This window comes from Micromonospora sp. NPDC005979 (genome assembly GCF_040614415.1).
Lineage (GTDB): Bacteria > Actinomycetota > Actinomycetes > Mycobacteriales > Micromonosporaceae > Micromonospora.
On record NZ_JBEXUR010000001.1, the window covers coordinates 379,237 to 403,315 of the forward strand.

Genomic DNA, 24,079 nt, shown 5'->3' on the forward strand with positions numbered 1-24,079 from the left:
ATCCAATGGATAAGGAGTCCATGATGGAAGGTGCGGCCGCGCACAACGGGATGTTCGACGTGGTGGTGATCGGCTCCGGGCTGGCGGGCTCCACCCTGGCGGCGTGCCTGGCCGCCAACGGCGCGTACACGCTGGTGATCGACGCCGGCACGCACCCCCGCTTCGCCGTCGGCGAGTCGACGATTCCGTACACGTCGATGGCGATGCGGCTGATCAGCGAGCGGTACGGCGTGCCGGAGATCAAGTACCTGAGCACCTTCGAGTCGGTGTACGCGCACATCAACACCACCGGTGGGGTGAAGAGGAACTTCGGCTTCGTCTATCAGCGGCCGGGTGAGAAGCAGCAGCCCGAAGAGTCCAACATGTTCCAGATCCCGAAGATCCTGAACACCGAGAACCACTTCTTCCGGCAGGACATCGACAACTTCATGCTCACGGTGGCGGCGAAGTACGGCGCCGTGATCCGGCAGCAGACGCGCATCGCGGGCGTGCAGGTCGACGACGACGGCGTGACGCTCGACGTCGGCCCCGGCGCGCCCGTTCGGGCCCGCTACCTGGTGGACGCCAGCGGCTTCCGCTCGGCGCTGGCCGAGCAGTTCGACCTGCGGGAGGAGCCGACCCGGCTGGAACACCACTCGCGGTCGCTGTTCACGCACATGGTCGGCGTGCGGCCGTTCGACGACTTCGCCCCGCGCGGCACGTACGGCAACCCGACCCGCTGGCACGAGGGGACGCTGCACCACATCTTCGAGGGCGGCTGGATGTGGGTGATCCCGTTCGACAACCACCCCCGGTCGACCAATGACCTGTGCAGCGTCGGCGTGCAGTTCGACCCGCGCCGGTACCCGGTGCCGGACTGCTCGCCGGAGGAGGAGTTCCGCCAGTTCCTCGACCGGTACCCGGGCATCGCGCAGCAGTTCACCAACGCCACCCCGGTGCGCGAGTGGGTGCGCACGGGCCGCCTGCAGTACTCGCCGAAGAAGACGGTCGGCTACCGCTGGTGCCTCATGTCGCACGCGGCGGGCTTCGTCGACGCGCTGTTCTCGCGTGGCCTGTCGAACACCATGGAAATCATCAACGCGCTGACCCAGCGGCTGCTGGACGCGCTCAAGGACGACGACTTCGCCGTCGAGCGGTTCGAGTACGTGCAGGAGCTCGAGCAGGGTCAGCTCGACTTCAACGACGATCTGGTCAACAACGCGTACATCGCGTTCCGGGACTGGGACCTGTGGGATGCCTGGTTCCGGGTGTGGGCGCTGACCCAGATCCTCTCCACCTTCGAGATCAACCGGGGCTACGCGCTCTACTCCAAGACCCGTGACCCCGCCGTGCTGCGGCGGATGGAACGGCCGTGGTGGCGGGTGGAGCTGCGCGAGTTCGACCGGTCGAAGGTCGACGACCCGGACCACGCCGAGGTGCTCGAGTTCCTGGCCGGCGTCAGCCGGATGATGCGCGCCGTCGACGCGGGGGAGGCGGAGCCGAAGGACGTCGCCAAGCAGATCCGCGACCAGCTCGCCAGCGCGCGGTTCGTGCCGCCGGCGTTCGGCCTGGCCGACCCGGCGATCCGGATCACCGGCGCGTCCGCGGCCAAGGTGCTCGGCACCCTGCGCTGGGCGAAGCGGGACGCGCCGCCGGCGATCGGTGAGCTCACCTACGAGGGTCTGACCCTCTTCATGCGCAAGCGCTTCGCCCGGGGCGAGTTCGAGCCGGTCGAGGAGATCAAGCAGAAACTCGCTGGCTGGCCGGTGCTCGGCTCCCGGCTGCGCGTCCCCGAGCCGAAGTAACCCGAGGAAATTGGAGTACACGGTGAGTGAATTGATCGAGGCCGAGAAGGCCACCTATGACGTCGCCATCCTCGGCGCGGGTTTCGCCGGCTCGATGCTCGGCGCGATCCTGGCCCGCAACGGCGCGAAGGTGCTGCTGGTCGATGCCAAGGCACACCCGAAGTTCGCCATCGGGGAGTCGACCATCCCCAACATGCTGGTGTCGCTGCGGACCATGTCCGAGCGGTACAAGGTGCCGGAGTTGATGACCCTGGCGACGCTGACCGCCTGCCAGAAGATCATTTCGCCCTGGCACGGCAAGAAGGACCACTTCGCCTTCCTCAACCACCAGGAAGGCAAGCCGCAGGACCCGAAGCAGGTCACGATGTTCAACTTCCCGAGCCTGCTGCACGAGACACCGCACATGTACCGGCAGGACACCGACGCGTACCTGTTCCACGCGGCGATCAAGTACGGCTGCACGGCGCGGGTGAACTTCACGATCGCCGACGTCGACTTCGACGACTCCGGCGTCACGGTCAGCTCGACCCGGGGCGAGCAGTTCCGCAGCCGGTACGTGGTGGACGCCAGCGGTTACCGGTCGCCGCTGGCCGAGAAGTTCGGGCTGCGCGAGGACCCGTGCCGGTACAAGCACCACTCGCGGGCCGTCTGGAACCACATGATCGACCTCAAGACCACGGACGAGGTGTTCCAGCGCACCGGCGCGGACAAGCCGCCGGTGCCGTTCTACGAGGGCACGGTCCACCACCTGTTCCCGCGCGGCTGGTCGTGGGTGATCGCGTTCAACAACCACAAGGACTCGAAGAACCCGCTGTGCAGCGTGGGCCTCACGATGGACCCGCGGATGTACCCGAAGACACCCGGCATGTCGCCGGAGGAGGACTTCTGGAAGCACATGCAGCGGTTCCCCGGCATGGCGGCGCAGTTCGAGGGCGCCCGACCGATGCGGGAGTGGGTGGGCACGGACCGGGTGCAGTACTCGTCCAAGACCACCGTCGGTGACCGCTGGGTGCTGCTGGCCCACGCCGCGGCGTTCATCGACCCGCTGTTCTCCCGCGGTCTGTCCAACACCTGCGAGGCGGTCAACGTGCTGGCCTGGCGGATCCTGCGGGCGGTGGGGGACGACGACTTCTCGGCCGACCGGTTCGAGGGGGTGAACACCCGCCAGCAGGCGCTGTTCGACGGCAACGACAAGCTGGTCAACGCCGCGTACGCCTCGTTCGAGCACTACTCGCTGTGGACGGCCGTGTTCCGGATCTGGGCGTGGGGCTCGAACGCCGGCACCTTCCGGGCTCACGAGGCGTACCGCCGGTGGCGCTCCACCGGGGACGAGCGGCATCTGAACGAGCTGGAAGAGGTGAAGAACCCGGGGCTGCACTGGTCCGACCACGAGGGCTACGGCGAACTGTTCGAGGACATGGTCAAGCAGTGCGGTGACTTCGAGGCCGGCAAGATCACCGGCGACGAGGCGGCGGACGCTCTCTACGACCACCTCAACCGGGCGCCCTTCGTACCGGACCACTGGGGCTGGAAGGACCGCCACCTGCGGTTCATCAACCCGACCCCGCTCAAGATCGGCCGGACGATGCTCTGGGCCGCGACCAAGGCGCCGCCGGACGTGCGACGGCTGATGCTCGGCTTCCTGCGCGAGGCCGGCAAGGAGCAGCTCATGGGCCGGAAGATCTTCTAGGAGACCGGATGACCACCATCGAACCCGACGCCCCGGTGTCGTACGACGTCGTGATCCTGGGCAGCCATCTGGCGACCGGCCTGCTCGCCACGGTACTGGCCAGGCAGGACCTGCGGGTCCTGCTCGTCGGCTCGCCCGACGACACGGTGCTGCCGTCGGGCGACAGCACCGTGCCGTACACGACCGCTGTGCTGCACCTGCTGGCCGAGCGGTTCGACGTGCCGGAGATCGCCTCCTTCGCGCACTTCGAGGACCTGCCGGACGCGGTGCGCAAGACCAGCGGGATCAAGAAGAGCCTCGCCTTCCTGCACCACACGGCGGGCCGCCGGCACGACCCGGCGCACGCCGTGCAGTTCCACGTGCCGGGCGAGCACAGCGAGTGGCACCTCTACCGGCCGGTCGTCGACGGGTACGCCCGGGAGCTGGCCGTGCGGTACGGCGCGAGTGTGCTGCCGGAACGGGCGTCCACCACCGAGGTCCGGCTGGCCCCGGAGGCCGTACACCTGACCTTCGGCTCCGGACGGACGGTGACCGCGCGGTTCGTGGTGGACGCCCGCGACCAGGAGACGCCACTGCCGGCGGCGACCGCCGAGGGTGATCCGAAGCCGCTGTTGCTGCGGTCGAAGATGATGCACGCCCACCTGCGCGGCGTCCGGCCGTTCGAGGACTGCAGCCGGCTCGCCGACTACCACCGGGCGACGACCTGGTCGCGGGGGACCGTGCACCACCTCTTCGACGGCGGCTGGATCCAGGTGGTGGACTTCCGCAACCACGACGACGCGGCCAGCGACCTGTGCAGCGTGACGGTGGGGCTGGACCACGACCGCTTCGACGACCTGCCGGCGGACCCGGACGCCGCGTTCCGGGCCCTGGTCGCGCCCTTCCCGAGCCTGGCGGAGCAGTTCGCGTCCGCCACGGCAGAGGGCGGCTGGACCACGTCGCCCCACTGGCAGCGCCGTGCGGCGGTGACCCACGGGCCACGGTGGTTCGCGATGGAGCGGTCGGCCTGCCGTACCGACGAGTTCCTGTCCCGGGACGTGACGATGACGGCGGAGATGGTCCACGCGCTCGGGGCCGCGCTGCCGCGAGCGCTGCGCGACGAGCCGGCGGCGGGCGTGGTGCTGGCCGAGGCGGCGGCCTTCCAGGACGCCCTGATCGAGTTCAACGACCAGATCCTGGCCGCTGCCCGCACGGCCGCCGGGAGCTTCGCGTTGTGGAACGCGTACAGCCGGGTCTGGCTGCTCTGGCAGATCCTGGGCCACCTGTCGTTGAAGCGGGCCACCAACGATGCCCTGGCCGCCGGGAGCTGGGATCCGGTCGAGCGGTTCGCCGACGGCGGACTGTGGTTCCGCACCCCGGACGGTCTGCGCCAGATGTTGGACTGGTTCTTCGAGGTGTTCGCCCGGGTCCGGGCCGGTGGGCTGCGGCAGGCCGAGGCGGCGGACATGATCTTCCGCGAGCTGCGCCGGGCGCGGTTCGTGCCGCCGCTGTACCGGTTCGGCGACCCGAACGCGCGGTACTACCACTTCACGATGCCCCGTCGGCTCCTCATGGTGGCCTGGGTCATGACGGTGGCGCCCGCGGACTTCAAGCGGCTGCTCACCAAGGACAACGTGACCGGCCGGCGGGATGACGCGCCGTCGCCGACCCGGGGGCGGGCGTCGGTCGACGACGGACGGCTGGCGGCCCACGACGTCGAACGCGCGGACGGCTCGGCCGCCGACGCGCCCGGCGTCACTCAGCCAGGTCGGCGGTGAGGTAGTGCTGGATCGTGCGACCCATCATCCGGGCCAGATCGTCGCGGTCGTGCCGGGACAGCTCGGTGCCGTCGATCAGGTAGCGGCACAGGGCCAGGCCGATCACCTGGGACGCGGCGAGCGCCGCCCGCAGCTCGTGTCGGTCGGGGCTGACGCCCTCGGCCAACGTGCCGAAGAAGGCCCGGACGAACTCGTCGCGCATCAGCTCGGCGATCTCGTCACTGGTCAGCGAGGCGGACAGCCGGGCCCGGTAGGAGATCGTCGTACGAGGGCTGTCCCAGTGGGTGAGCAGGGCGGTCGCGGTGGCCCGACCCAGCCGGCGACGGCTGCCGGCCAGCAGCTGTTCGGCCAGCTCGACGGGGTTGCCGTCGACCTGCACCGCGTGCCGCAGGAGCTGCTCCTTGGAGCCGTAGTAGTGCCGCACGAGCCGCGGATCGACACCCACGCGTCGGGCGACGCTGCGGATGCTCACCCCGGTCAGGCCGCACTCGGAGATCTCCCGCCGGGTGACGTCGAGGATCGCCTGCCGGATGCCGCTGCCACCGTCGAATCCCTGCTGCGTCGTCAAGGCAACCTCTTACGAGTTCCCGTACGCCCGAGCGCACGGCCCGATCAAATGCCTGAGTCTAGACCTTTGATGATATGTCAGTCCGGTCCGGGTTGCTCCTGCAAGCCGGTCATTCCGTCGCGCCGGTTCACGGCGCGGCCGAGGGGGCACCGTGGACTTCGCCTGGACGCCTGAACAGCGGGACGCTTACGACGAGGTGCGCGCGAGCGCCGAGCGGGCGTTCCCGCCCACCGCCGACGCCAGCCGGCTGCACGACCGCGAGGCCTGGCGGCGTCTCGGTCGGCTCGGCCTGCTCGGCCTGTGCATTCCCGCGGAGTACGGCGGGGGCGGGCTGGGCGCCCTGGACACCGCGCTGCGTGTCGAGGCGTTCGGTCGGGGGTGCGCGGACACGGGTCTGGTGTTCGCGGCCAGCGCGCACCAGTTCGCGTGCGCGGTGCCGATCGCCGGGTTCGGCACACCCGAGGTGAAGAAGGGTCTTCTACCGCGGATCTGTTCGGGCGAGGTGGTGGCCGGCAACGCGATGACCGAGGCGGGCGCGGGGTCCGACGTCTCGCGGCTCGCCGTCAGCGCGACGGAGACGGCGGACGGCTACCTGCTCAACGGCGAGAAGACGTTCGTGACCAACGGGCCGGTGGCCGACGTGCTGGTGACCTACGCGACCACCGATCCGGCGGCCGCCCATCTCGGTGTCACCGCGTTCGTGCTGGACCGGGACACTCCCGGCCTGACGGTCAGCGAGCCGTTCGACAAGATGGGCCTCGTGTCGGCGCCGGCCGGTCGGGTGTCCTTTCAGGACTGTCTCGTGCCGGCGCAGCGGGTGCTCGGCGAGCCGGGTCAGGGCGCCGCGATCTTCCAGCACTCGATGCGCTGGGAGCGGGCCTGCCTGTTCGCCGGATACGTCGGCCTGCTGGACCGCCTGGTGGAACGCTGCGTCGAGCACGCGACCTCGCGCCGTCAGTTCGGCCGGCGCATCAGCGACTTCCAGGCGGTCGCGAACCGGATCGTCGAGATGAAGCTGCGGACCGAGTCGGCGCGGCTGTTGCTCTATCGCTGCTGCTGGGAGATGGACAACGGCGGCGGCTCGGAACTCAACGTGGCGTTGTCGAAGCTGGCCGTCTCGGAGGCGGCGGTCGCCGGGGCGCTCGACGCGGTGCGCCTGTTCGGTGGACTCGGATACCTACGCGACACCGGGATCGAGACCATGCTGCGCGACGCCGTCCCCAGCACGATCTTCTCCGGCACGTCGGACGTCCAACGGCTGCTCATCGCCCGCGAACTGGGCCTGTGAGGGCCGCGGCTTGACCAGGGAGGTGTCGACCGTGCGGGACGTGGACCAGTCCGACGTGCCGGGTGGCGCGGGGATCCACGGCTACGTGGCCGAGTGGGCCCGGCGTACACCGGACGCGCCGGCGGTGATCGCGGACGACGGTCAGCTCTCGTACGCGGAGCTGGCGACGGCAGCGCGGCGCCTGGCGGCGGGGCTGGCGCGCGCGGGGGTGTCCCCGGGCGACCGGGTGGTGCTCTGGTCCGACAAGCGGGCCGACGCGGTGGCCGTCATGCAGGCCGCGCTGTCGTTGGGGGCGCCGTACGTTCCGGTGTCCGCGGCGAACCCACCCGCCCGGGTGTGGCGCATCGCGGCCGACTGCGCGGCGACCGTCGTCGTGGCGGACGGTCCGTCCGCGGACCGGGTCGCACGCGAGGGCGGCGTTCCGGACGGGCCACCGCTCGTGTCGTTGGACGAGTTGCAGCGGTTGGGAGCCGAGGGTGACCTGCCGCCGGTGCACCGACCGGCCCCGGACGAACCCGCGTACATCCTCTACACCTCCGGGTCGACGGGAGCCCCGAAGGGTGTCTGCCTGAGCCACCGCAACGCGGCGGCGTTCGTCGAGTGGGCCGGTGACCTGCTCGGCGTGTCGCCACGGGACCGGCTGGCCAACCACGCGCCGTTCAACTTCGACCTGTCGGTCTTCGACCTCTACGCGGCGTTCCGCGCGGGCGCGTCGGTGCACCTGGTCCCGGCCGAGCTGGCCTACGCGCCGGTGCAGCTGGCGCGGTTCGTGCGCGACGAGGGCATCACCATCTGGTACTCCGTGCCGTCCGCGCTGACCCTGATGATCCGGGACGGCGAGTTGCTGGACGGCCCGCCGCCGCCGGCCCTGCGGGCCTGCGTCTTCGCCGGTGAGGTGATGCCGATCCGGTACGTGCACGACCTCCGTACCGCCTGGCCGGGCGTACGGCTGCTCAACTGGTACGGGCCCACCGAGACTAACGTCTGCGCGTCGTACGAGGTGACCGACGCCGACGAGGGGCGCGACCGCCCGTTGCCGATCGGCCGACCGGCCAGCGGCGCGGTGCTGACCCTGGCCCCGCCGAGCCTCGACGGGGCAGGTGCCGCTGGTGGTGGCGACTGCCCGGAGGGCGAGATCGTGGCGGACGGGCCCACGGTGATGCTCGGCTACTGGGGGCGGGAGCCGCAGCGTGGACCGTACCGAACGGGTGATCTCGGGCGGATGTCGCCCGACGGCACGCTGGAGTACCTGGGCCGCCGCGACGACATGGCCAAGGTGCGCGGCAACCGGGTGGAGCCCGGCGAGATCGAGGCCGTCCTCGCCGCGCATCCGGACGTCGCGGCGGCCGCGGTGGTCGTCGCCGGCGTCGGGCTCGCCGCGCGGCTGCACGCGGTCGTGGTGCCGGCGGGCGATCGCCGGCCCGGCCTGCTGGAGATCAAGCGCTGGTGCGCCGGGCAGCTGCCGACCTACATGATCGTCGACTCCGTCCAGGCGGCCACGAGCCTACCGCTCACCCCGAACGGAAAGACCGATCGAGCCGCGCTGCTGGCGGCGATCGAAGGAGGTGGACCATTACTGGCACCGAACTAGTCAACGTGGAACCGAGTACGTTCCTGGCGATCATGGGCTCGCTGGCCAGCGGCGTCAGCGTGGTGACCGCGATCGACGCGTCCGGTCGGCCGCACGGCCTGACCTCGTCGTCGGTCTGCAGCGTCTCCAAGGACCCGCCACTGCTGCTGTTCTGCGTGCGGCAGGTGAGTTCGACCCTGGACGCGATCCGGGAGACCGGCGGATTCGCCGTCAACTTCCTCGACGCCGACGGCCACGAGGTCTCCGAACTGTTCGCCAGCTACAGCAGCGACAAGTTCGCCAATGTGGCCTGGCGTCCCGGCGACGTGGCCGGCATGCCACGGCTGGAACCGACCGTCGCCTTCACCGAGTGCGCGCTGCATGACGTGATCACCGCTGGTGATCACGCCATCGTGCTCGGCCGTCTCGTCGGCGGGGCGACGGCGCCGGACCGATTCCCGCTGGGGTATTGGCGCGGGACATACGTCCGGGTCTCTCGCCCCCATTACCGACGAGAGGAGCGCAACGGGCAGCGTCCCAGCGATCCTTCCCAGTCAATCCATCTCGAGTAGGGAAACAGAGTGGACAAGAACCAACCAGCGACCCACAGCGCCGCATGGACCTGGGTCGCGGCCCTGGTCGCGGTGTTCATGGTCGCAATCGACACCCTCGTCGTCACGACGACGCTACCGGTCATCCGTACCGAGCTCGGCGCGAGCCTTGAAGATCTTGAATGGATCGTCAACGCGTACACGCTCACCTTCGCCGTCTTTCTGTTGACCGGCGCGGCGCTCGGTGACCGCTTCGGCCGGCGCAAGGTCTTCACCATCGCGCTGCTGGTCTTCACCATTGCGTCCGGGCTGGCGGGCCTCGCCGACAACATCGAATTCCTGATCGCCGCACGCGCGGTGCAGGGCCTGGGTGCCGCGGTCGTCCTGCCGCTGACCCTCACGCTGTTGGCCAGTGTGGTGCCGGCACGTCAGCGCGGCCACGCGTTCGGGTTGTGGGGCGCGATGGTGGGTCTCGGTATCGCCCTCGGGCCGGTCATCGGCGGCGCGGTGACCGAAGCCTGGTCCTGGCAGTGGATCTTCTGGGTCAACGTGCCCATCGGTCTGCTGCTGCTGCCGGTGATGACGCGGGTCCGCGAGAGCCGTGGCGGCTACGGTCGCCTGGACCCGGTGGGCGTCGTCCTGGTCACCGCCGGCATGCTCGGCATCGTGTCCAGCCTCGTACGGGGCAACAGCGCCGGCTGGGACAGCCCCTCCATCCTGGCGGGGTTCATCGTCGGCGGTCTCCTCGTGCTCGTGTTCATCTTCTGGCAGTCGCGGGCACGCACGCCGATGGTGCCGCTGTCGTTGTTCCGCAGCCGGGGCTTCAGTCTGACCATGGTGGCGACCATCATCATGCCGTTCGGCGTCTTCGGCGCCGTCTTCCTCGGCACTCAGTACCTGCAGAGCGTTCTCGGCTACTCCCCACTGGAGGCTGGCGTTCGCACGCTGCCGTGGACGGCCATGCCGATGATCGCGGCACCGATCTCGGGCATCCTGACCGACAAGATCGGCGGCAAGCCGCTGGTGATCCTGGGCCTGACGATGCAGGCGATCGGCGTGGGCTGGATCGGCTCGGTGGTCGGCGACCTGACGTACTCGAAGCTGGTGGTGCCGTTCGTGATCACCGGGCTCGGCCTGGGCATCTTCCTCGCGCCGATCGGCCGCCTGGCCTTCGGGTTCGCACCCGCCGAGTTGGAGGGCGTGGCGTCCGGTGTGTCCAACGCGATCCGGCAGACCGGCACGGTGATGGGCGTGTCGGTGGGCGGCGCGATCCTCGGCGCGAACGGCGGCTACGAGTCCGTGGCCACGTTCGTCAACGGCCTGGAGGAGGCCCACCTGGTGGCCGCCTGTGCGCTCGCCGCGGGCGCGGTCATCGCCCTGTTCATTCCGCACCTGCGGACACAGGGTCACGGCCACGCGGTCGAGGAAGAGGAGGAGGTCCTCACGGCGGGCGCCCCGACCTGAGAGGTCCACGGGAATCGAGGCCCCGGCCCTGCGGTCGGGGCCTCGATCGCGCCAGGGGGGCTTGGCGCGATCGAATCCATCGATGGTGAGGTGGCTGACCACCGGTAGCTCGTGTCGCAATGTCGGCAGGCGCGATGGTGGGAGCTGGTTGCGTCGCGGAGGCGGCGGGCGCCGGCTCGACGTGCCCGGTCCGGGACGTCACGGCGCGGACCGCAGGGTCGTGGAGGGCTACATCGGCATTGGCGCACGTCAACCGGGTTGGCCGGTGGCGGCCGATTGCCGTGCTCGCATTCGTATGCGACATCTCTGCCCGGCGCCTGATGCCCGATGAGACCTATTCGGGCCGTAACGGTCCGCAACCCGACCGGTGCCGCGTGATCGCCCACCCATTTAGGGGGGGACAGCGCGGCCGTCGGCAGGATAACATCCATCGATGAACTGGCGGTACGCTAATGGGGGATGGGGCCACCAGGGATATGAAGTCATCAGCACTGGCGGTTACGGATGTCCAGGTACTCTTCTACGAGCCGGAAGGGCTGTTATTGACAGCGGGACTATTGCCGGCGGATGTAGGTGGGCACGAGTTCCGCGTAATGTTTCAATTAAGTTACCTAGGCAGTGGTGAGATTACGGCGCACGTCGGCTTCCAACAGTGCGACGGCACCGACAAGACGGCTCCCGAGTTCGTCACGGTGGAATTGCTGGGAGCGGCACGACACCGTATGCCCATTATCTGGACGGCCTCGGCATCGGTGCGCGCGGAGCAGGTGAACTGCCGGCTCATCATCTGGGGGGAACCCGCCGGCGAGGACCTGTTGCGCGGGGAGTTGATCGCCGAGGTCTCCGGGCGGCTGCCGGTGTTGACGGCCAGTTGCCAGGCATCGGTGACGCAGGCGGAACTGCCCACCCGGCAGCGGGTCGCCTAGACGGCTGGTTGCCCTCCGTCGTGGGCGGAGGGCAACCAGCCCTCGGGGGTAGGCGACATGGCAGCCCCTTCGCGGGTCAGCGGCTCGTTCGATCGGCCGCACGGCTGGTGAGGCGGGTTATCGGGTCACGCCTGCGGTGAGCTGGCCTCCTGCTGCCACGGCCGTAGGCGAGGAATCCACGCCGGGACCGCGGCGCGGTAGGTGTCGTACGCGGCGCCGTATCGTCGGCGCAGACCGGGTTCCTCGTAGAACCGCACGAACGCGGCCTGGATGAGGGCGATGGCCAACCCGTACCACAGGAGCGCGGCCTGGCCGAAGATCAGTGCCTGGCCGAGGATGGCCGTCACCACCGCGACGTACATCGGGTTGCGGACGTACCGGTAGGGCCCGCCGATCACCAGGTGTTCGGTCGGCGCCACCGGGGCCGGAGTGCCCAGACCCTCCACGACGAAGCGCACGAACGACTGTAGGAGAAACGCCACCGCGGCGACCAGCATCAGCGCGCCGAGGACTCGAACCGGCTGGTAGTAGGCGAACGGCGTTTCGACCTCCCAGTCGGAAATCCACCATGGACCGAGGCCGGCAACCACGCCCGGCGCGGCGCAAAAGAAGACGAGACTTCCGACGACGGCCCGTGTTCGTAGCACTGCGCCATGCTACGGCGCGTGCGGGGCACCATGTCAAGGCATCGTTACGTACTGTTGTCGTTGCCTGCCTGTGGAACCTCCGTATTTCCGCACGTAGGAAGGCGATACTATGGCGTTTGCCCCCATACGATGAATAGGGCATGCGATGAACTGGGAAAGGTGAATCTGTGGGCGCGGAGGGCTCCCCGAACGGTGCTCCACGACGACGGACGGGGCGACGTGTCGGGCCGACGGTGAGCCACCAGCTCATCCTCGAGATCGCTCGTGGCCAGTTCGCCGAGCGGGGCTACGAGGGCACCACGGTGCGCACCATCGCCCAGGAGGCGGGCGTCGACAGCGCGCTGGTGCACCACTTCTTCCTCACCAAGGAAGGCCTGTTCGAGGCGGCGGTGCGTGGCGCCCTGCAGCCGCCGGATCTGGTGGAGCGGGCGATGAAGGGCCCGCGTGGCCAGGTCGGCCGACGTGCTGTCGAACTGTTCTTCAGTCACTGGGACGAGCCCGACACGGCGGCTCGGCTCGGCGGCATCCTCCGGTCGATGACGGCCAACGACATGGCAGCGGACGCCGTCCGGAGCTTCCTCGGCGACCAGGTGATCCTCCCGCTGACCCGGGCCCTGGGCCACTCCCAGCCGGAGCTGCGCGCCGCCATGGTCGGCTCGCACCTGATCGGTCTCGCCACCACCCGGTACGTCTTCCGCGTCCCGGCGATCGCCGAGCTCAGCGCCGCCGCTCTGGCCGCGGGCACGGGCAAGGCCATCCAGACCTACCTCACGGGCGTCCTGGCCTGATCGGTCCGCCCTCGGCGGGCGGGCTCCACCGTCGTCGCGCCAGTGGCCGACGTCGATCCCTGCACGGCATCCCCTTGACGAACCCGCGTGGGCTTCTAGAATTCATCGAACAGGGATGTCATCAGAGGGGGAAGAGCCGGTGGGTTTCCCGGCCTCCCGGGTGACGCCCCACGGGGGAGACCACGTCCGGCGACCTGGGAGGGGTTTGTGCCGACAGACCAACGCGACGAGATACTCGGCCAACTGATGGTGTACGTGCGCCACGAGCTGATTGGCGACCAGGACGAGGCGGTCACCGGAGTCGACCTGCGGCCCGACTCGCCACTGCTGGAGTGGGGCGTTCTGAACTCGTTGAACACGGCTCGGCTCATCGCGTTCGTCCGGGCGGAGCTCGACGTCGACGTGCCGCCCTCGCACATCACGGGCCGGCACTTCCGCAGTCTCGACACCATCACCGACCTGATCCTGTCGTTGCCGCGCGCCTGACAGGCCCGCCGAGGAGGCGCCATGAACACCAAGCCAGCAGAGTGGGACATCGGCATCATCGGAGGCGGGCCCGCCGGGTCCACGGCCGCCGCCTACCTGGCCAAGGCGGGGCTGTCCGTCGTGGTCTTCGAGAGCGCGCACTTCCCCCGCGAGCACGTGGGCGAGTCGTTGGTCCCAGCCACCACACCGGTGCTGTTGGAGACCGGGGCGATGGCAGCCGTGGAGGCGGCCGGCTTCCCGCGCAAGTTCGGCGCGGCGTGGACATCGGCCGAGTCGCGACCGGTGAGCCACATGGGCTTCTCCAACCTCACCCACGACTTCCGGCTCGCCGAGGTCATGTTCAACGAGCGGGATCAGGCCGGCGTCGACCGCGATTACACATTCCACGTCGACCGGGGCAAGTTCGACCAGATCCTGCTGGAGAACGCGGCGAGTCTCGGCGCGGAGGTCCACCACGGCGTGCGGGTCAACCGCGTCGACTTCGAGGGCGAACACCCCGTGCTGCACACCCGGTCCGCGGACGGGCAACGCGAGGTGCCGGTGCGCATGGTGGTCGACGCCAGTGGCCGGAACACCACGTTGGGCAGCCAGCTCAAGGTGAAGGTGGCCGACTCGGTCTTCAACCAGTACGCGATCCACACCTGGTTCGACGGCTTCGATCGACAGGCGCTCTCGGCCGAGCAGGCGAAGTCGGACTTCATCTTCATCCACTTCCTGCCGCTGACCGACAGCTGGGTGTGGCAGATCCCCATCACCGAGACGGTCACGTCGATCGGCGTCGTCACCCAGAAGAGCCGGTTCGCCGAGGCGGCCCGGGAGGATCTCGAAGGGTTCTTCTGGGAGTGCGTGGGCAGCCGGCCCGAGCTGGAGGCTGCCCTGCGCAGCTCGAAGCAGGTGCGGCCGTTCAAGGCCGAGGGCGACTACAGCTACGCGATGAAGCAGATCTGCGGCGACAACTTCGTCATGATCGGGGACGCCGCCCGCTTCGTGGATCCCATCTTCTCCACCGGCGTCAGCATCGCGCTCAACAGCGCCCGGCTGGCCTGTAACGACATCATCGCCGCCGCCGAGGCGGGCGACTTCAAGCGCGAGCGGTTCGCCACCTACGAGATGCTGCTGCGGCGCGGCGTCCGCAACTGGTACGAGTTCATCTCGGCCTACTACCGGCTCAACATCCTGTTCACCGCGTTCGTCCAGGACCCGCGGTATCGCCTCGACGTGCTGAAGATGTTGCAGGGCAACATGTACGACGAGGCCGAGCCCAAGGCGCTCGTCGAGATGCGGAACGTCATCCGGGCCGTTGAGCAGGACCCCGAACACCTCTGGCATCCGTATCTCGGTGAGCTGTCCGCTCCGACGGCGGCTCCCATCTTCTGACCACAAGGGGGCCGTGCGGCCCCGGTAGGGGGGACATCAGTGAGCGTGGGCAGCAGTGTGTTCAGCGATCTGGCTGTGCACCACGTCGAATTCCACGTGACCGACGCGGTCTGGGCCGCACGCGAGCTCGCCGCCCAGTACGGCTTCGCCGTCGTCGGTTCGCGCCGCGACGAGGACCACGTGTCGGTGGCACTGCGGCAGGGCTCGACAGTTCTCGTGGTCACCGAGGGGCTCACCGACGAGCACCCGGCCAGCCTGTACGTGCAGCAGCACGGCGACGGCGTGGCCGACCTGGCGATGCGTACCGCGGACGCGACGGCGGCGTTCGAGGTCGCGGTGTCCCGCGGCGCGCGGGCGGTGGTGGAACCCACCGTCCGCGACGGGTTCGTCACGGCCACGGTCGGCGGCTTCGGCGACGTGACGCACACGTTCGTCCAGCCACCCGAGGGGTCGGCCGGCCCGGTGCTGCCCGGCCTGACGCCCGGTCTTCCGGACGGGCACCTGCCGGAGGCGGGGCCGGCTCTGGGGCTGGGCGTGGTCGACCACCTCGCCGTCTGTCTCGAGGCGGGCACGCTCGACACGACCGTCGACTTCTACCGCACCGTGCTGGATTTCGACATGACGTTCGAGGAGCACATCCTCGTCGGCAGCCAGGCGATGTTCTCCAAGGTGGTGCAGAGCCCGTCGCGGTTGGTCACGCTCACGCTCATCGAGCCGGACTCCTCGGCCGCCGCCGGGCAGATCGACGACTTCCTCAAGGGGCACGGTGGCCCCGGTGTGCAGCACGTGGCGCTGTGCTCGCCGGACATCGTGTCGGCGATCTCGGCGTTGACCGATCGGGGCGTGGAGTTCCTGCGCACGCCGGAGACCTACTACGACCTGCTCGGCCAGCGACTCGACCTCGCCCGGTACGACGTGGACCAGCTGCGGTCCCGCAACATCCTCGTCGACGAGGACCACGACGGCCAGCTGTTCCAGATCTTCGCCAGGTCCACCCATCCGCGCCGTACGTTCTTCTTCGAGGTCATCGAGCGGCTGGGTGCGCGCACCTTCGGCAGCGGGAACATCCGGGCGCTGTACGAGGCGGTCGAGGCGGAGCGGACCAAGACCCACGACGTCCTGTGACCACCATCGCGGCCCAGGGAACCGACCTCGCCGGCCTGCTCTGCCTCGACGACGTGGCGTCGGCGGCGCGGCGGGTGCTGACCGAGCCCGTCTGGGACTACGTGGCCGGGGGCAGCGGCACCGAGTCGACGCTGCGCGACAACCGGGACGCGTTCGACCGGGTGCACCTGGTCCCACGGGTCCTGGTGGGTACGGAGACCTGCGACCTCGGCACGGAGTTGCTGGGCACGCCGATGGGTCTGCCCGTCGGGGTGGCGCCGATGGCCTACCAGCGGCTCCTGCATCCGGACGGTGAGGTGGCGCTCGCCGAGGCGGCCCGGGACGAGGGCGCGGTCTTCGTCGCCAGCATGCTCAGCAGCGAGCCGGTCGAGCGGATCGCCGCCACGCAGGCGGAGGTCTGGATGCAGCTCTACTGGCTGCGCGACCGAGGGCTGGTCGCCGATCTGGTGGCCCGCGCCGAGGCCGCTGGCTGCCGGGCTCTCATGTTGACGGTCGACGTGCCCCGAATGGGTCGTCGGTTGCGAGACATGCGGTCCGGGTTCACGCTGCCCGACGACGTGGTGGCCGCCAACCTGCCGCCGGAGGTCGGCGCGCCCGCGCACTCCGGCGGTCTGCACAGTTCGGCGCTGATGGTGCACACCGGTCTCGCGTTCGACCCGAGGCTGTCCTGGCGGGATCTGGACTGGCTGCGGCGACGGACGCGTCTGCCGATCGTCGTGAAGGGCGTCCTGCACCCGGACGACGCGGTGCGCGCGACGGACTTCGGAGCGGACGCGGTCGTGGTGTCCAACCACGGCGGCCGCCAGCTCGACGGCGCGGTGCCCAGCATCGCGGCGCTGGAGCCGGTGGTCGCGGCCGTGGCCGACCGGTGCGCGGTGCTCCTGGACAGCGGCGTCCGTAGCGGCGTGGACGTGGCGCGGGCGCTGGCCCTCGGCGCGTCCGCGGTGCTGGTGGGCCGGCCCGCTCTCTGGGGGTTGGCGGTGGGTGGCCGGGCCGGGGCCCGCCGGGTGCTCTCGTTGCTGCGGGCCGAGTTGGAGGATGCGATGGCGATGATGGGCTGCGCCGACCTGCGGGCGCTGGGCCACGGCACCACCGTGGCCGGTGGCGGGCCGGTGTCGACGAGGCGGGGCCAGGCGTCCGGTGACGCCCTCGCGGGATGGTCCCCGTGACCGGCCGGTCGGGGACGACCACGGTGGGCGCCCGAGCGCCGATCGCGTTGGCCGACCTGCACGGTTCGCTGGCCGACCCGGTGCTCGACTCGATGACCTTCCTCAACGAGATCGCCGGTCGCTTCCCGGACGCGGTGTCGTTCGCGGCCGGCCGGCCCTACGAGGAGTTCTTCGAGGTCGAGGCGGTGCATCGGTACCTGCGCCGCTACTGCGACCACCTGCGTGACGAGCACGGGTTGAGCGAACGTCAGGTGAACCGCACGCTGTTGCAGTACGGGCGGACCAAGGGCATCGTGCACGACCTGGTGGCCCGCAACCTGTCCGTCGACGAGGGGATGGACGTCGACCCGGAGTCCGTCGTGGTGACGGTGGGCGCGCAGGAGGGCATGTTCCTCGTGTTGCGGGCGTTGCGGACCGACCCCCGCGACGTGCTGCTGGCCGTCTCGCCGAACTACGTGGGCATTCGCGGGGCCGCGTCGCTCGTCGACATGACCACGCTGCCGGTGCGGGACGGCTCGCGCGGCATCGACCTGGCCGACCTTGCCCGGGTCGTGCGCGACGCTCGGGCGGCGGGGCAGCGCCCCCGCGCGCTGTACCTTGTGCCCGACTTCGCCAATCCGGCCGGGGCGAGCCTGGACACCGAGACCCGGCTGGCGGTGCTGCGCGCGGCCGCCGAACACGACCTGCTGATCATCGAGGACAATCCGTACGGGTTGTTCCACGCGGGCGGCGACCGCCCCGCGACGCTCAAGGCCATGGACGACGAGTGTCGGGTCGTCTACCTCGGCTCGTTCGCCAAGACCGGAATGCCCGGCGCCCGGGTGGGTTACGTGGTCGCCGATCAGCCGGTGGCCGGCCCCGCAGGAACAGGCCTGCTGGCCGACGAGCTTTCCAAGATCAAGAGTATGGTGACCGTCAACACCTCGCCGTTGGCGCAGGCGGTCATCGCCGGCAAGCTGCTCGAGCACGACTGCAGCCTCGCACGCGCCAACGAGCGGGAGGCCGGCGCGTACCGGCGCAATCTGCGGCACGTGCTGGACGGCCTGGCCGCGCGCTTCGGGCCGGGTGCCGGCGTTTCCTGGAACACCCCCGGTGGCGGCTTCTTCCTCGTGGTGACGGTGCCGTTCGTGGTGGACGACGCGCTGCTGGAGCGCTCCGCCCGCGACTTCGGTGTGTTGTGGACGCCGATGCACCACTTCTACGCCGACGGGGGTGGACGTCACCAGCTCCGCCTGTCGGTCAGCCTGCTGGAGCCACCGCAGATCGAGCAGGGGCTCGACCGACTGGCGGCCCTGATCACGGAGATGAGGCCGGTATGAACGCACCCATCATGCCGCTGGCTGGCGGACAGGTCGTGATCCTGCTCGTCCAGATCGCGTCCTTGCTCCTGCTCGGCCTCGGCCTGGGCCGGTTGGTGGCGCGGTTCGGCCTGCCCCCGATCGTCGGCGAGCTGATGGCCGGCGTGGTGCTCGGGCCGTCGCTGCTCGGCCACGCCGCTCCGGCGGTCCACGACTGGCTGTTCCCCGCCGACCCGGCGCAGATGCACCTGCTGGACGCGGTCGCCCAGATCGGCGTCCTGCTGCTGGTGGGGGTGGCCGGCATCGAGTTGGACACCCGGATCGTGCGCCGCCGTGGCACCTCGGCTCTCCGGATCAGTCTGGGCGGTCTGCTCATCCCGATCGGCTTCGGCATCCTGATCGGTTACCTGGCACCGGCCGTCCTCGTGCCGGACACCACCGAACGCCCGGTGTTCGCGCTGTTCCTCGCCGTCGCCATGTGCGTGACGGCGATCCCCGTGATCGCCAAGACGCTTGCGGACATGAAGCTCATCCACCGCGACGTCGGGCAGTTGATCATGACGTCCGGCATGGTCGACGACGCCGTGGGCTGGTTCCTGTTGTCGGTCGTGTCGGCCATGGCGACCGTCGGGGTGCGCGCGGGTCAGGTCGCGCTGTCCCTGCTGCTGCTGGTGGCGTTCGTGGTCGCCGCGATCGTCGTCGGCCGGCCGCTGGTGAGTGGAGCGTTGCGGCTCGCCGGCCGGTCCACCGAGACCGGGCCGACAATCGTCACGGCCGTGATCATCGTCCTCGCCGGCGCGGCGATCACCCAGTCACTGCACATGGAGGCGGTGTTCGGCGCGTTCGTCGCCGGCATCCTCGTCGGGCAGGCGATCCGGGATCGGCGGGCGGTGCTGGCCCCCCTGCGGACCGTCGTGCTCACCGTGCTGGCACCGATCTTCCTGGCCTCCGCCGGCCTGCGGATGGACCTCGGCGTGCTGCTCGACCGCGACGTGGCGATCGCCGCCTTCGTGGTCCTCGCGGCGGCGATCCTCGGCAAGTTCACGGGCGCCTACCTCGGTGCGCGGTCCAGCCGGCTCGGCCACTGGGAGTCCCTGGCCGTCGGCGCCGGCATGAACGCCCGGGGCGTCGTCGAAATCGTCGTCGCCATGGTGGGGCTGCGCCTCGGCGTCCTGGACATCGCCACCTTCACGATCATCGCCCTCGTCGCCATCGTCACGTCGATGATGGCGCCCCCGCTGCTGCGCCTGGCGATGTCCCGGGTCGCGCACAGCGCCGACGAACTCCTGCGCAAGGCCGACCACGAGGAGCAGTGGTCGACCGGACCGGCCGTCCGGCCGGCGGGCACGGGCGCCCCGCCGGCCGCCTAGGGATCAACCGAGGACGCCGGCGGGGCCGATCGGGTCGGCCTCGCCGGCATCGTGCAGGGCGAGGATGGCCTCGGCCGCGTTCGCGGGCCCGTCGGTGGCCGCGTACCAGCGCTGGACCCGCTCGGCCGCCTCGCGGTAGGACGGGTCGGCCAGCATCTCCGCGGCGAGCGTCGCCAGCCTCGCGCCCACGTGCCTCGGCGCCAGCAGGCGTGCCGCGCCGATCCGTTCCAGCAGCGCGAGGTTCAGGTCCTGCTCCGGTTGGAGCGGAAAACCGAGCACCGGCGTGCCGCCGGCCATCGCGGTCTGCACGCTGCCCTGCCCGCCCGCGGTGATCGCCAGGTCCACCTCCGGCATGATCAGGTGGCTCGGCAGCACGCCGCCGACCATGACCCGGTCGCCGGCCATGTCGTGCAGGTCGTGGTGGGTGCCGGCGACCAGCACGCGCACCGGGAGGGTGGCGATGGTCGTCACCACCCGCCGCACGAAGCCGACCTCGGCCGAGTTGACCGCCACGTAGACGATCGGCCCCGGCTCGGCGAGGAAACGAGCGACCCGCTCCGGCAACGGCAGGTCGAGCCGGGCGTAGAGCGGCCCGACGCAGCGCAGCCGGGTGCCCGCCCGATAGCCGGACCGACCGTCCGGCCGCCAGTCGGCCACCTCCGTGGCGGACACGCCCAGCACCTCCGGCACCTCCGGGATGAGCGCCAGGTCGCCGAGGACGAGCGCGGCGAGGCTGGGTACGCGCGGCACGCCCAGGTCGGCCGCCAGCCGGTTGAACCCGCCGCAGTAGAAGCCGACCCGGGACGGCAGGGAGTTGGACAACCACCGCAGCAGCGGCGACGGCAGCAGGCCGAAGTGCGCTTGGCTCGGCGCCGGCAGCATCCCGCGCTCGAACAGCGGCGGTACCCAACTGCCGGCGTGCTCGGTGACCAGCCGGGCGCCGGCCAGCCGGGTCGACAGCAGGGTGGTCAGCGTGAAACCGGTGACGACCGTACGGATGTCGTGTTGGCGGAAGTACTCGGTCTCGGCGGCGACATAGTCGCGCATCTCCCGGTCGGTGTACATGCTCTGACCGACGTAGCCCATGCCGATCTCGTCGCGGATGAACCGTTCGCACCGCTGCGGCGTCATCCGCTCACCGACGATGTCGTACGGGACGCCGACGTCGCGGAGCACGTGCTCGTAGGTGCCGCCGTGCGTGGCGATGCGGGCGGCCACCCCGCGCTGGCGCAGCGCGCGGTAGATCTCCAGCATGCGCGAGGTGGCGGAGAGGAAGCCGCAGTGCGGCATCAGACAGATCACGCGGTCGTCGCCTTCGGTAGCGGGCCGGCCTCCGAGAGCGGACCGGGATCCGGCGACGGGCCGACGCCGCGGGCCACCGCGCGTACCTCGTCGAGCACCCGGGCGACCGGCACGTCGGCGCGCTGGGCGACCGCCAGGGCGTCGTCGTACTCCGGTTGCACGCTGACCAGACGGTCACCAAGGTAGCCGCGTTTGACCCGTACGGCGGTGTCGCCGTACGGCATGGCGATCTGGTCGCGGCGCAGTCGGCGGCGCTGCACGGTGGACACCCGTACCCCGAGCGTGCCCGTGTAGGTGAAGACCAGCCGGCAGACCAGGTCGAGCTGCGCCGGTGCGGCCAGCACGCTGAGCAGTTGCCCGGGTCGGCCCTTGCGCATCAACACCGGCGTGCACCAGGCGTCCGCCGCGCCCACGGCCCGCAACCGTTCCAGCAGATCCGGCCAGATCCGCGGGTCCACGTCGTCGATGGTGGTGTCGACCCGGTGCAGCGGCTCGCCCTCCCAGGGCGTGGCGTCGGAGCCCGGGGCCGCCGAGGCGCCCACCAGCACCCGCAGGATGTTCGGGTGGCCGGCCGGGTCCCGGGTGCCGGCGCCGACCCCGACCGCGTGGGGCACCAACGCCGGTGGCGGCCCCCAGCCGGTGGCCAGCGTGGCGAGCAGGGCGGCGCCCGACGGCGTGCACAGCTCCATCGCGGCCGGATGGGCGGCGATCGGTGCGCCCGCGCCGGAGAGGATCTCCAGGACGGCGGGCACGGGTACCGGCATCGGGCCGTGCTCGGTGCGGACCATGCCGGAGCCGACCGCGACCGGGCCGACCATCCGGATCGGAGCGTCGAGCAGCCCCAGGTCGGCGAGCGCGAGCGCGCATCCGACCAGGTCGACCACCGCGTCGAGGGCGCCGACCTCGTGGAAGTGGATGTCCGCCAGGGGTACGCCGTGCACCCGCGCCTCGGCCCGCGCGAGGGTGCTGAAGGCGGCGACCGCGAAGTCGTGCACCGCCGACGGGAGCGCCGCCCGGGCGATGATCGCGGTCACCGCGGCCAGGTCGCGGTGGGTGCCGCTGTCGGGTGCCGTGACGACCAGATGGGCGGCGCGCAGACCGTGTCGGCGTACGCTCTCCAGTTTCAGCGTCACCGGCTCCACGGCGAGTCGCGCCACGCCCTGCTCGACGACGGACAGGCTCGCGCCCGCGTCGAGCAACGCCGCCAGCAGCATGTCGCCGGCGGCGCCGTTGCTGGGGTCGACCCAGAGAGCGGTCCGTGCTGCCTGAACCGCCTGCGGCTCAGCCATTCGCGTCTGCGCAGCTCGGGGTGCGGCGGGCGATCCTGGCGGCGGCGACGCCCGCGCCGAAGCCGTTGTCCACGTTGACGGTGAGCACGCCCGGGGCGCACGAGTTGAGCATGCCGAGCCAGGCCGTCAGGCCGTCCAGGTGCCAGCCGTACCCGACGCTGGTGGGCACCGCGATCAGCGGGCTGCCGACCAGTCCACCGAGGACGGACGGCAGCGCGGCCTCCATCCCGGCGATGGCCACCACCACGTCGGCGCGGGCGATCCGGTCCCGCTCGGCGAGCAACCGGTGCAGGCCGGCCACCCCGACGTCGACCACGAGGTCCGCCCGGGACCCGAAGACGGCCACGGTGGCCGCGCACTCGCGGGCGACCGGCAGGTCACTCGTGCCGCCGCAGGCGATGGCGACCGTGCCCACGGGCGTGCGCTCGGGGCCCACCACCGCGGTCCGGGACACCGGATCCACCACGTCGGCGCCGAACTCGTCGACGCACCGGGCCATGGCGGCGTCGGTGAGCCGGGTGGCGAGGATCGGGGTGTCCGGGTGGGCGACGCGTAACGCGCGCATCGCTCCCGTCACCTGTTCAGGAGTTTTGCCCGCGCCGTACACCACTTCGGGGTCGCCGGTGCGCGACAGACGGTCCACGTCCATCCGTGCGAATCCTAGGTCGATGAATTCCGGTGCGGACACCTCACGCTCCTTCCAGTACTGTCGAGCTGTGAGACCTGATGGATGGGCCTGGGGGGCCGCGGATCAGCTCGTCGCGGAATTCACACGATACGGCAAAACGCTCGTCGCATTCTCCGGTGGCGTGGACTCCAGCGTCGCCGTGGCGGCGGCGGCGCGGGCTCTGGAACCGGCCGATGTCGCTGCGGTGACGGCGGTTTCGGCCGCTGTCCCTGCCGCCGAGGTCGCCGCCGCCCGCGACTTCTGCGCCCGGCTCGGCGTGGCGCACCACGTGCTCGGCACCCGCGAGTTGGAGGTCGAGGGCTACCGCGAGAACGGCCCGCGCCGGTGCTACTTCTGCAAGAGCACGCTCATCGACACCGTGCGCGAGCTGGCCGACCGGCTCGGATTCACGACAGTGGTGACGGGCACCAACGCCTCGGACCTGGCCGCCGGCTTCCGGCCCGGGATCGCCGCCGCGGCCGAGCGCGCGGCCCGCACGCCGCTCGCGGACCTCGGGCTCGACAAGCCGGCGGTACGCGCGATAGCGGGGCTCTGGGGGCTCGACACGGCCGCCAAGCCGGCCGCCGCGTGCCTGGCGAGTCGGATCGCGTTCGGGGTGCCCATCTCGCCGGCCCGACTGGCCAGGGTGGAGCTGGCCGAGCTGGCCGCCCGTCGCCTGTTGGACCCGCACGGGGTGGTCGACCTGCGGGTCCGTGACCTGGGTGACGGCGTCCGCCTTGAGGTCGACGCGCCCATCGTGGAGCGGGCGCGCGCCGACAAGGGGCTCGCCGCCGCCATCCGCGCGGCCGGATTCCCCGACGTGCCGCTCACCGTCGAGGCGTTCCGGTCCGGATCGATGAACGAGCTGCTCGACGATCCGGACCGCTGGCGCTGACCGGCGGCGTCGTTTTTTCCGCGAATCGGTGGGCTGACGCGCGGCCCGTTTGACGCTATCCTCATCTG

The 24,079-nt window shown here is 70.6% G+C and carries 20 protein-coding genes and 1 pseudogene; 16 read left to right on the forward strand and 5 right to left on the reverse strand.

Annotated features, from left to right (window positions below; genetic code table 11):
- Window positions 1-23 precede the first annotated feature (23 nt).
- From ABZ272_RS01560 to ABZ272_RS01570, 3 genes are read left to right on the forward strand one after another with little or no spacing between them, the layout of a single operon-like run.
- Window positions 24-1,784, forward strand: a complete 1,761-nt coding sequence (locus ABZ272_RS01560) for a tryptophan 7-halogenase (protein ID WP_355047927.1) — start codon at window positions 24-26, stop codon at window positions 1,782-1,784.
- A 22-nt stretch (window positions 1,785-1,806) separates the two neighbouring features.
- Window positions 1,807-3,474 (forward strand): NAD(P)/FAD-dependent oxidoreductase, encoded by a 1,668-nt coding sequence (locus ABZ272_RS01565; protein ID WP_355047928.1) that lies wholly within the window; start codon window positions 1,807-1,809, stop codon window positions 3,472-3,474.
- Window positions 3,475-3,482: 8 nt separating this feature from the next.
- Window positions 3,483-5,231, forward strand: coding sequence for a hypothetical protein (locus ABZ272_RS01570; RefSeq protein WP_355047929.1), 1,749 nt, complete (start codon window positions 3,483-3,485; stop codon window positions 5,229-5,231).
- Here the strand turns inward: ABZ272_RS01570 and ABZ272_RS01575 are convergent.
- Complete coding sequence (locus ABZ272_RS01575) at window positions 5,209-5,799, reverse strand: TetR family transcriptional regulator (protein ID WP_355047930.1); 591 nt, start codon at window positions 5,797-5,799, stop codon at window positions 5,209-5,211. The two genes, ABZ272_RS01570 and ABZ272_RS01575, sit on opposite strands and share 23 nt — an antisense overlap.
- A 151-nt stretch (window positions 5,800-5,950) precedes the next feature.
- Here ABZ272_RS01575 and ABZ272_RS01580 point away from each other — a divergent pair, with 151 nt between their 5' ends.
- The 5 genes from ABZ272_RS01580 to ABZ272_RS01600 all read left to right on the forward strand — a co-directional run bounded on the left by ABZ272_RS01580 (window position 5,951) and on the right by ABZ272_RS01600 (window position 11,598).
- A complete protein-coding gene (locus ABZ272_RS01580) occupies window positions 5,951-7,087 on the forward strand; it encodes an acyl-CoA dehydrogenase family protein (RefSeq protein WP_355047931.1) in 1,137 nt (378 codons plus the stop codon).
- Window positions 7,088-7,118: 31 nt separating this feature from the next.
- Window positions 7,119-8,678: an AMP-binding protein gene (locus ABZ272_RS01585; protein WP_355047932.1), complete on the forward strand. Its 1,560-nt coding sequence runs from the start codon at window positions 7,119-7,121 to the stop codon at window positions 8,676-8,678.
- 5 nt (window positions 8,679-8,683) lie between these two features.
- Window positions 8,684-9,229 carry a flavin reductase family protein gene (locus ABZ272_RS01590; protein ID WP_355047933.1) on the forward strand — a complete coding sequence of 182 codons (546 nt, stop codon included), beginning with the start codon at window positions 8,684-8,686 and terminating at the stop codon, window positions 9,227-9,229.
- A 9-nt stretch (window positions 9,230-9,238) separates the two neighbouring features.
- The gene (locus ABZ272_RS01595; RefSeq protein WP_355047934.1) at window positions 9,239-10,672 is read left to right on the forward strand and encodes an MFS transporter; all 1,434 of its coding nucleotides are present in this window, start codon (window positions 9,239-9,241) and stop codon (window positions 10,670-10,672) included.
- A gap of 722 nt (window positions 10,673-11,394) precedes the next feature.
- On the forward strand, window positions 11,395-11,598 hold the full coding sequence (locus ABZ272_RS01600; protein ID WP_355047935.1) for a hypothetical protein: 204 nt from the start codon (window positions 11,395-11,397) through the stop codon (window positions 11,596-11,598).
- Window positions 11,599-11,723: 125 nt separating this feature from the next.
- On the opposite strand, the gene ABZ272_RS01605 is transcribed toward ABZ272_RS01600, so the two are convergent.
- The gene (locus ABZ272_RS01605; protein ID WP_355047936.1) at window positions 11,724-12,245 is read right to left on the reverse strand and encodes an isoprenylcysteine carboxylmethyltransferase family protein; all 522 of its coding nucleotides are present in this window, start codon (window positions 12,243-12,245) and stop codon (window positions 11,724-11,726) included.
- Between the two features lie 233 nt (window positions 12,246-12,478).
- On the opposite strand from ABZ272_RS01605, the gene ABZ272_RS01610 reads away from it, so the two are divergent.
- The 7 genes and pseudogenes from ABZ272_RS01610 to ABZ272_RS01640 all read left to right on the forward strand — a co-directional run bounded on the left by ABZ272_RS01610 (window position 12,479) and on the right by ABZ272_RS01640 (window position 19,858).
- Entirely contained in the window at window positions 12,479-13,033 is a 555-nt protein-coding gene (locus ABZ272_RS01610) for a TetR family transcriptional regulator (RefSeq protein WP_355047937.1), read from the forward strand.
- A gap of 207 nt (window positions 13,034-13,240) precedes the next feature.
- Entirely contained in the window at window positions 13,241-13,519 is a 279-nt protein-coding gene (locus ABZ272_RS01615; protein WP_355047938.1) for a phosphopantetheine-binding protein, read from the forward strand.
- Between the two features lie 21 nt (window positions 13,520-13,540).
- A complete protein-coding gene (locus ABZ272_RS01620; RefSeq protein ID WP_355047939.1) occupies window positions 13,541-14,896 on the forward strand; it encodes an NAD(P)/FAD-dependent oxidoreductase in 1,356 nt (451 codons plus the stop codon).
- A 45-nt stretch (window positions 14,897-14,941) separates the two neighbouring features.
- Window positions 14,942-16,021: a 4-hydroxyphenylpyruvate dioxygenase gene (gene hppD, locus ABZ272_RS01625; RefSeq protein WP_355047940.1), complete on the forward strand. Its 1,080-nt coding sequence runs from the start codon at window positions 14,942-14,944 to the stop codon at window positions 16,019-16,021.
- A 35-nt stretch (window positions 16,022-16,056) separates the two neighbouring features.
- Window positions 16,057-17,097, forward strand: a pseudogene (locus ABZ272_RS01630) (alpha-hydroxy acid oxidase); the annotation flags it as partial.
- 185 nt (window positions 17,098-17,282) lie between these two features.
- Window positions 17,283-18,509 carry a PLP-dependent aminotransferase family protein gene (locus tag ABZ272_RS01635; protein WP_355048245.1) on the forward strand — a complete coding sequence of 409 codons (1,227 nt, stop codon included), beginning with the start codon at window positions 17,283-17,285 and terminating at the stop codon, window positions 18,507-18,509.
- A complete protein-coding gene (locus ABZ272_RS01640; RefSeq protein ID WP_355047941.1) occupies window positions 18,506-19,858 on the forward strand; it encodes a cation:proton antiporter in 1,353 nt (450 codons plus the stop codon). The genes ABZ272_RS01635 and ABZ272_RS01640 overlap by 4 nt, the downstream gene beginning before the upstream one ends.
- Window positions 19,859-19,861: 3 nt before the next feature.
- Here the strand turns inward: ABZ272_RS01640 and ABZ272_RS01645 are convergent, their stop codons facing one another.
- The 3 genes from ABZ272_RS01645 to larB are packed head-to-tail and all read right to left on the reverse strand — an operon-like array spanning window position 19,862 to window position 23,137.
- On the reverse strand, window positions 19,862-21,160 hold the full coding sequence (locus ABZ272_RS01645; protein WP_355047942.1) for a nucleotide disphospho-sugar-binding domain-containing protein: 1,299 nt from the start codon (window positions 21,158-21,160) through the stop codon (window positions 19,862-19,864).
- On the reverse strand, window positions 21,157-22,449 hold the full coding sequence (gene larC / locus ABZ272_RS01650; protein WP_355047943.1) for a nickel pincer cofactor biosynthesis protein LarC: 1,293 nt from the start codon (window positions 22,447-22,449) through the stop codon (window positions 21,157-21,159). The genes ABZ272_RS01645 and larC overlap by 4 nt, the downstream gene beginning before the upstream one ends.
- Window positions 22,442-23,137 (reverse strand): nickel pincer cofactor biosynthesis protein LarB, encoded by a 696-nt coding sequence (gene larB, locus ABZ272_RS01655; RefSeq protein WP_355047944.1) that lies wholly within the window; start codon window positions 23,135-23,137, stop codon window positions 22,442-22,444. The genes larC and larB overlap by 8 nt, the downstream gene beginning before the upstream one ends.
- Between larB and larE the strand changes: the two genes are divergently transcribed.
- A complete protein-coding gene (larE, locus tag ABZ272_RS01660) occupies window positions 23,118-24,011 on the forward strand; it encodes an ATP-dependent sacrificial sulfur transferase LarE (protein ID WP_355047945.1) in 894 nt (297 codons plus the stop codon). The two genes, larB and larE, sit on opposite strands and share 20 nt — an antisense overlap.
- The last annotated feature ends 68 nt before the right edge of the window (window positions 24,012-24,079 follow it).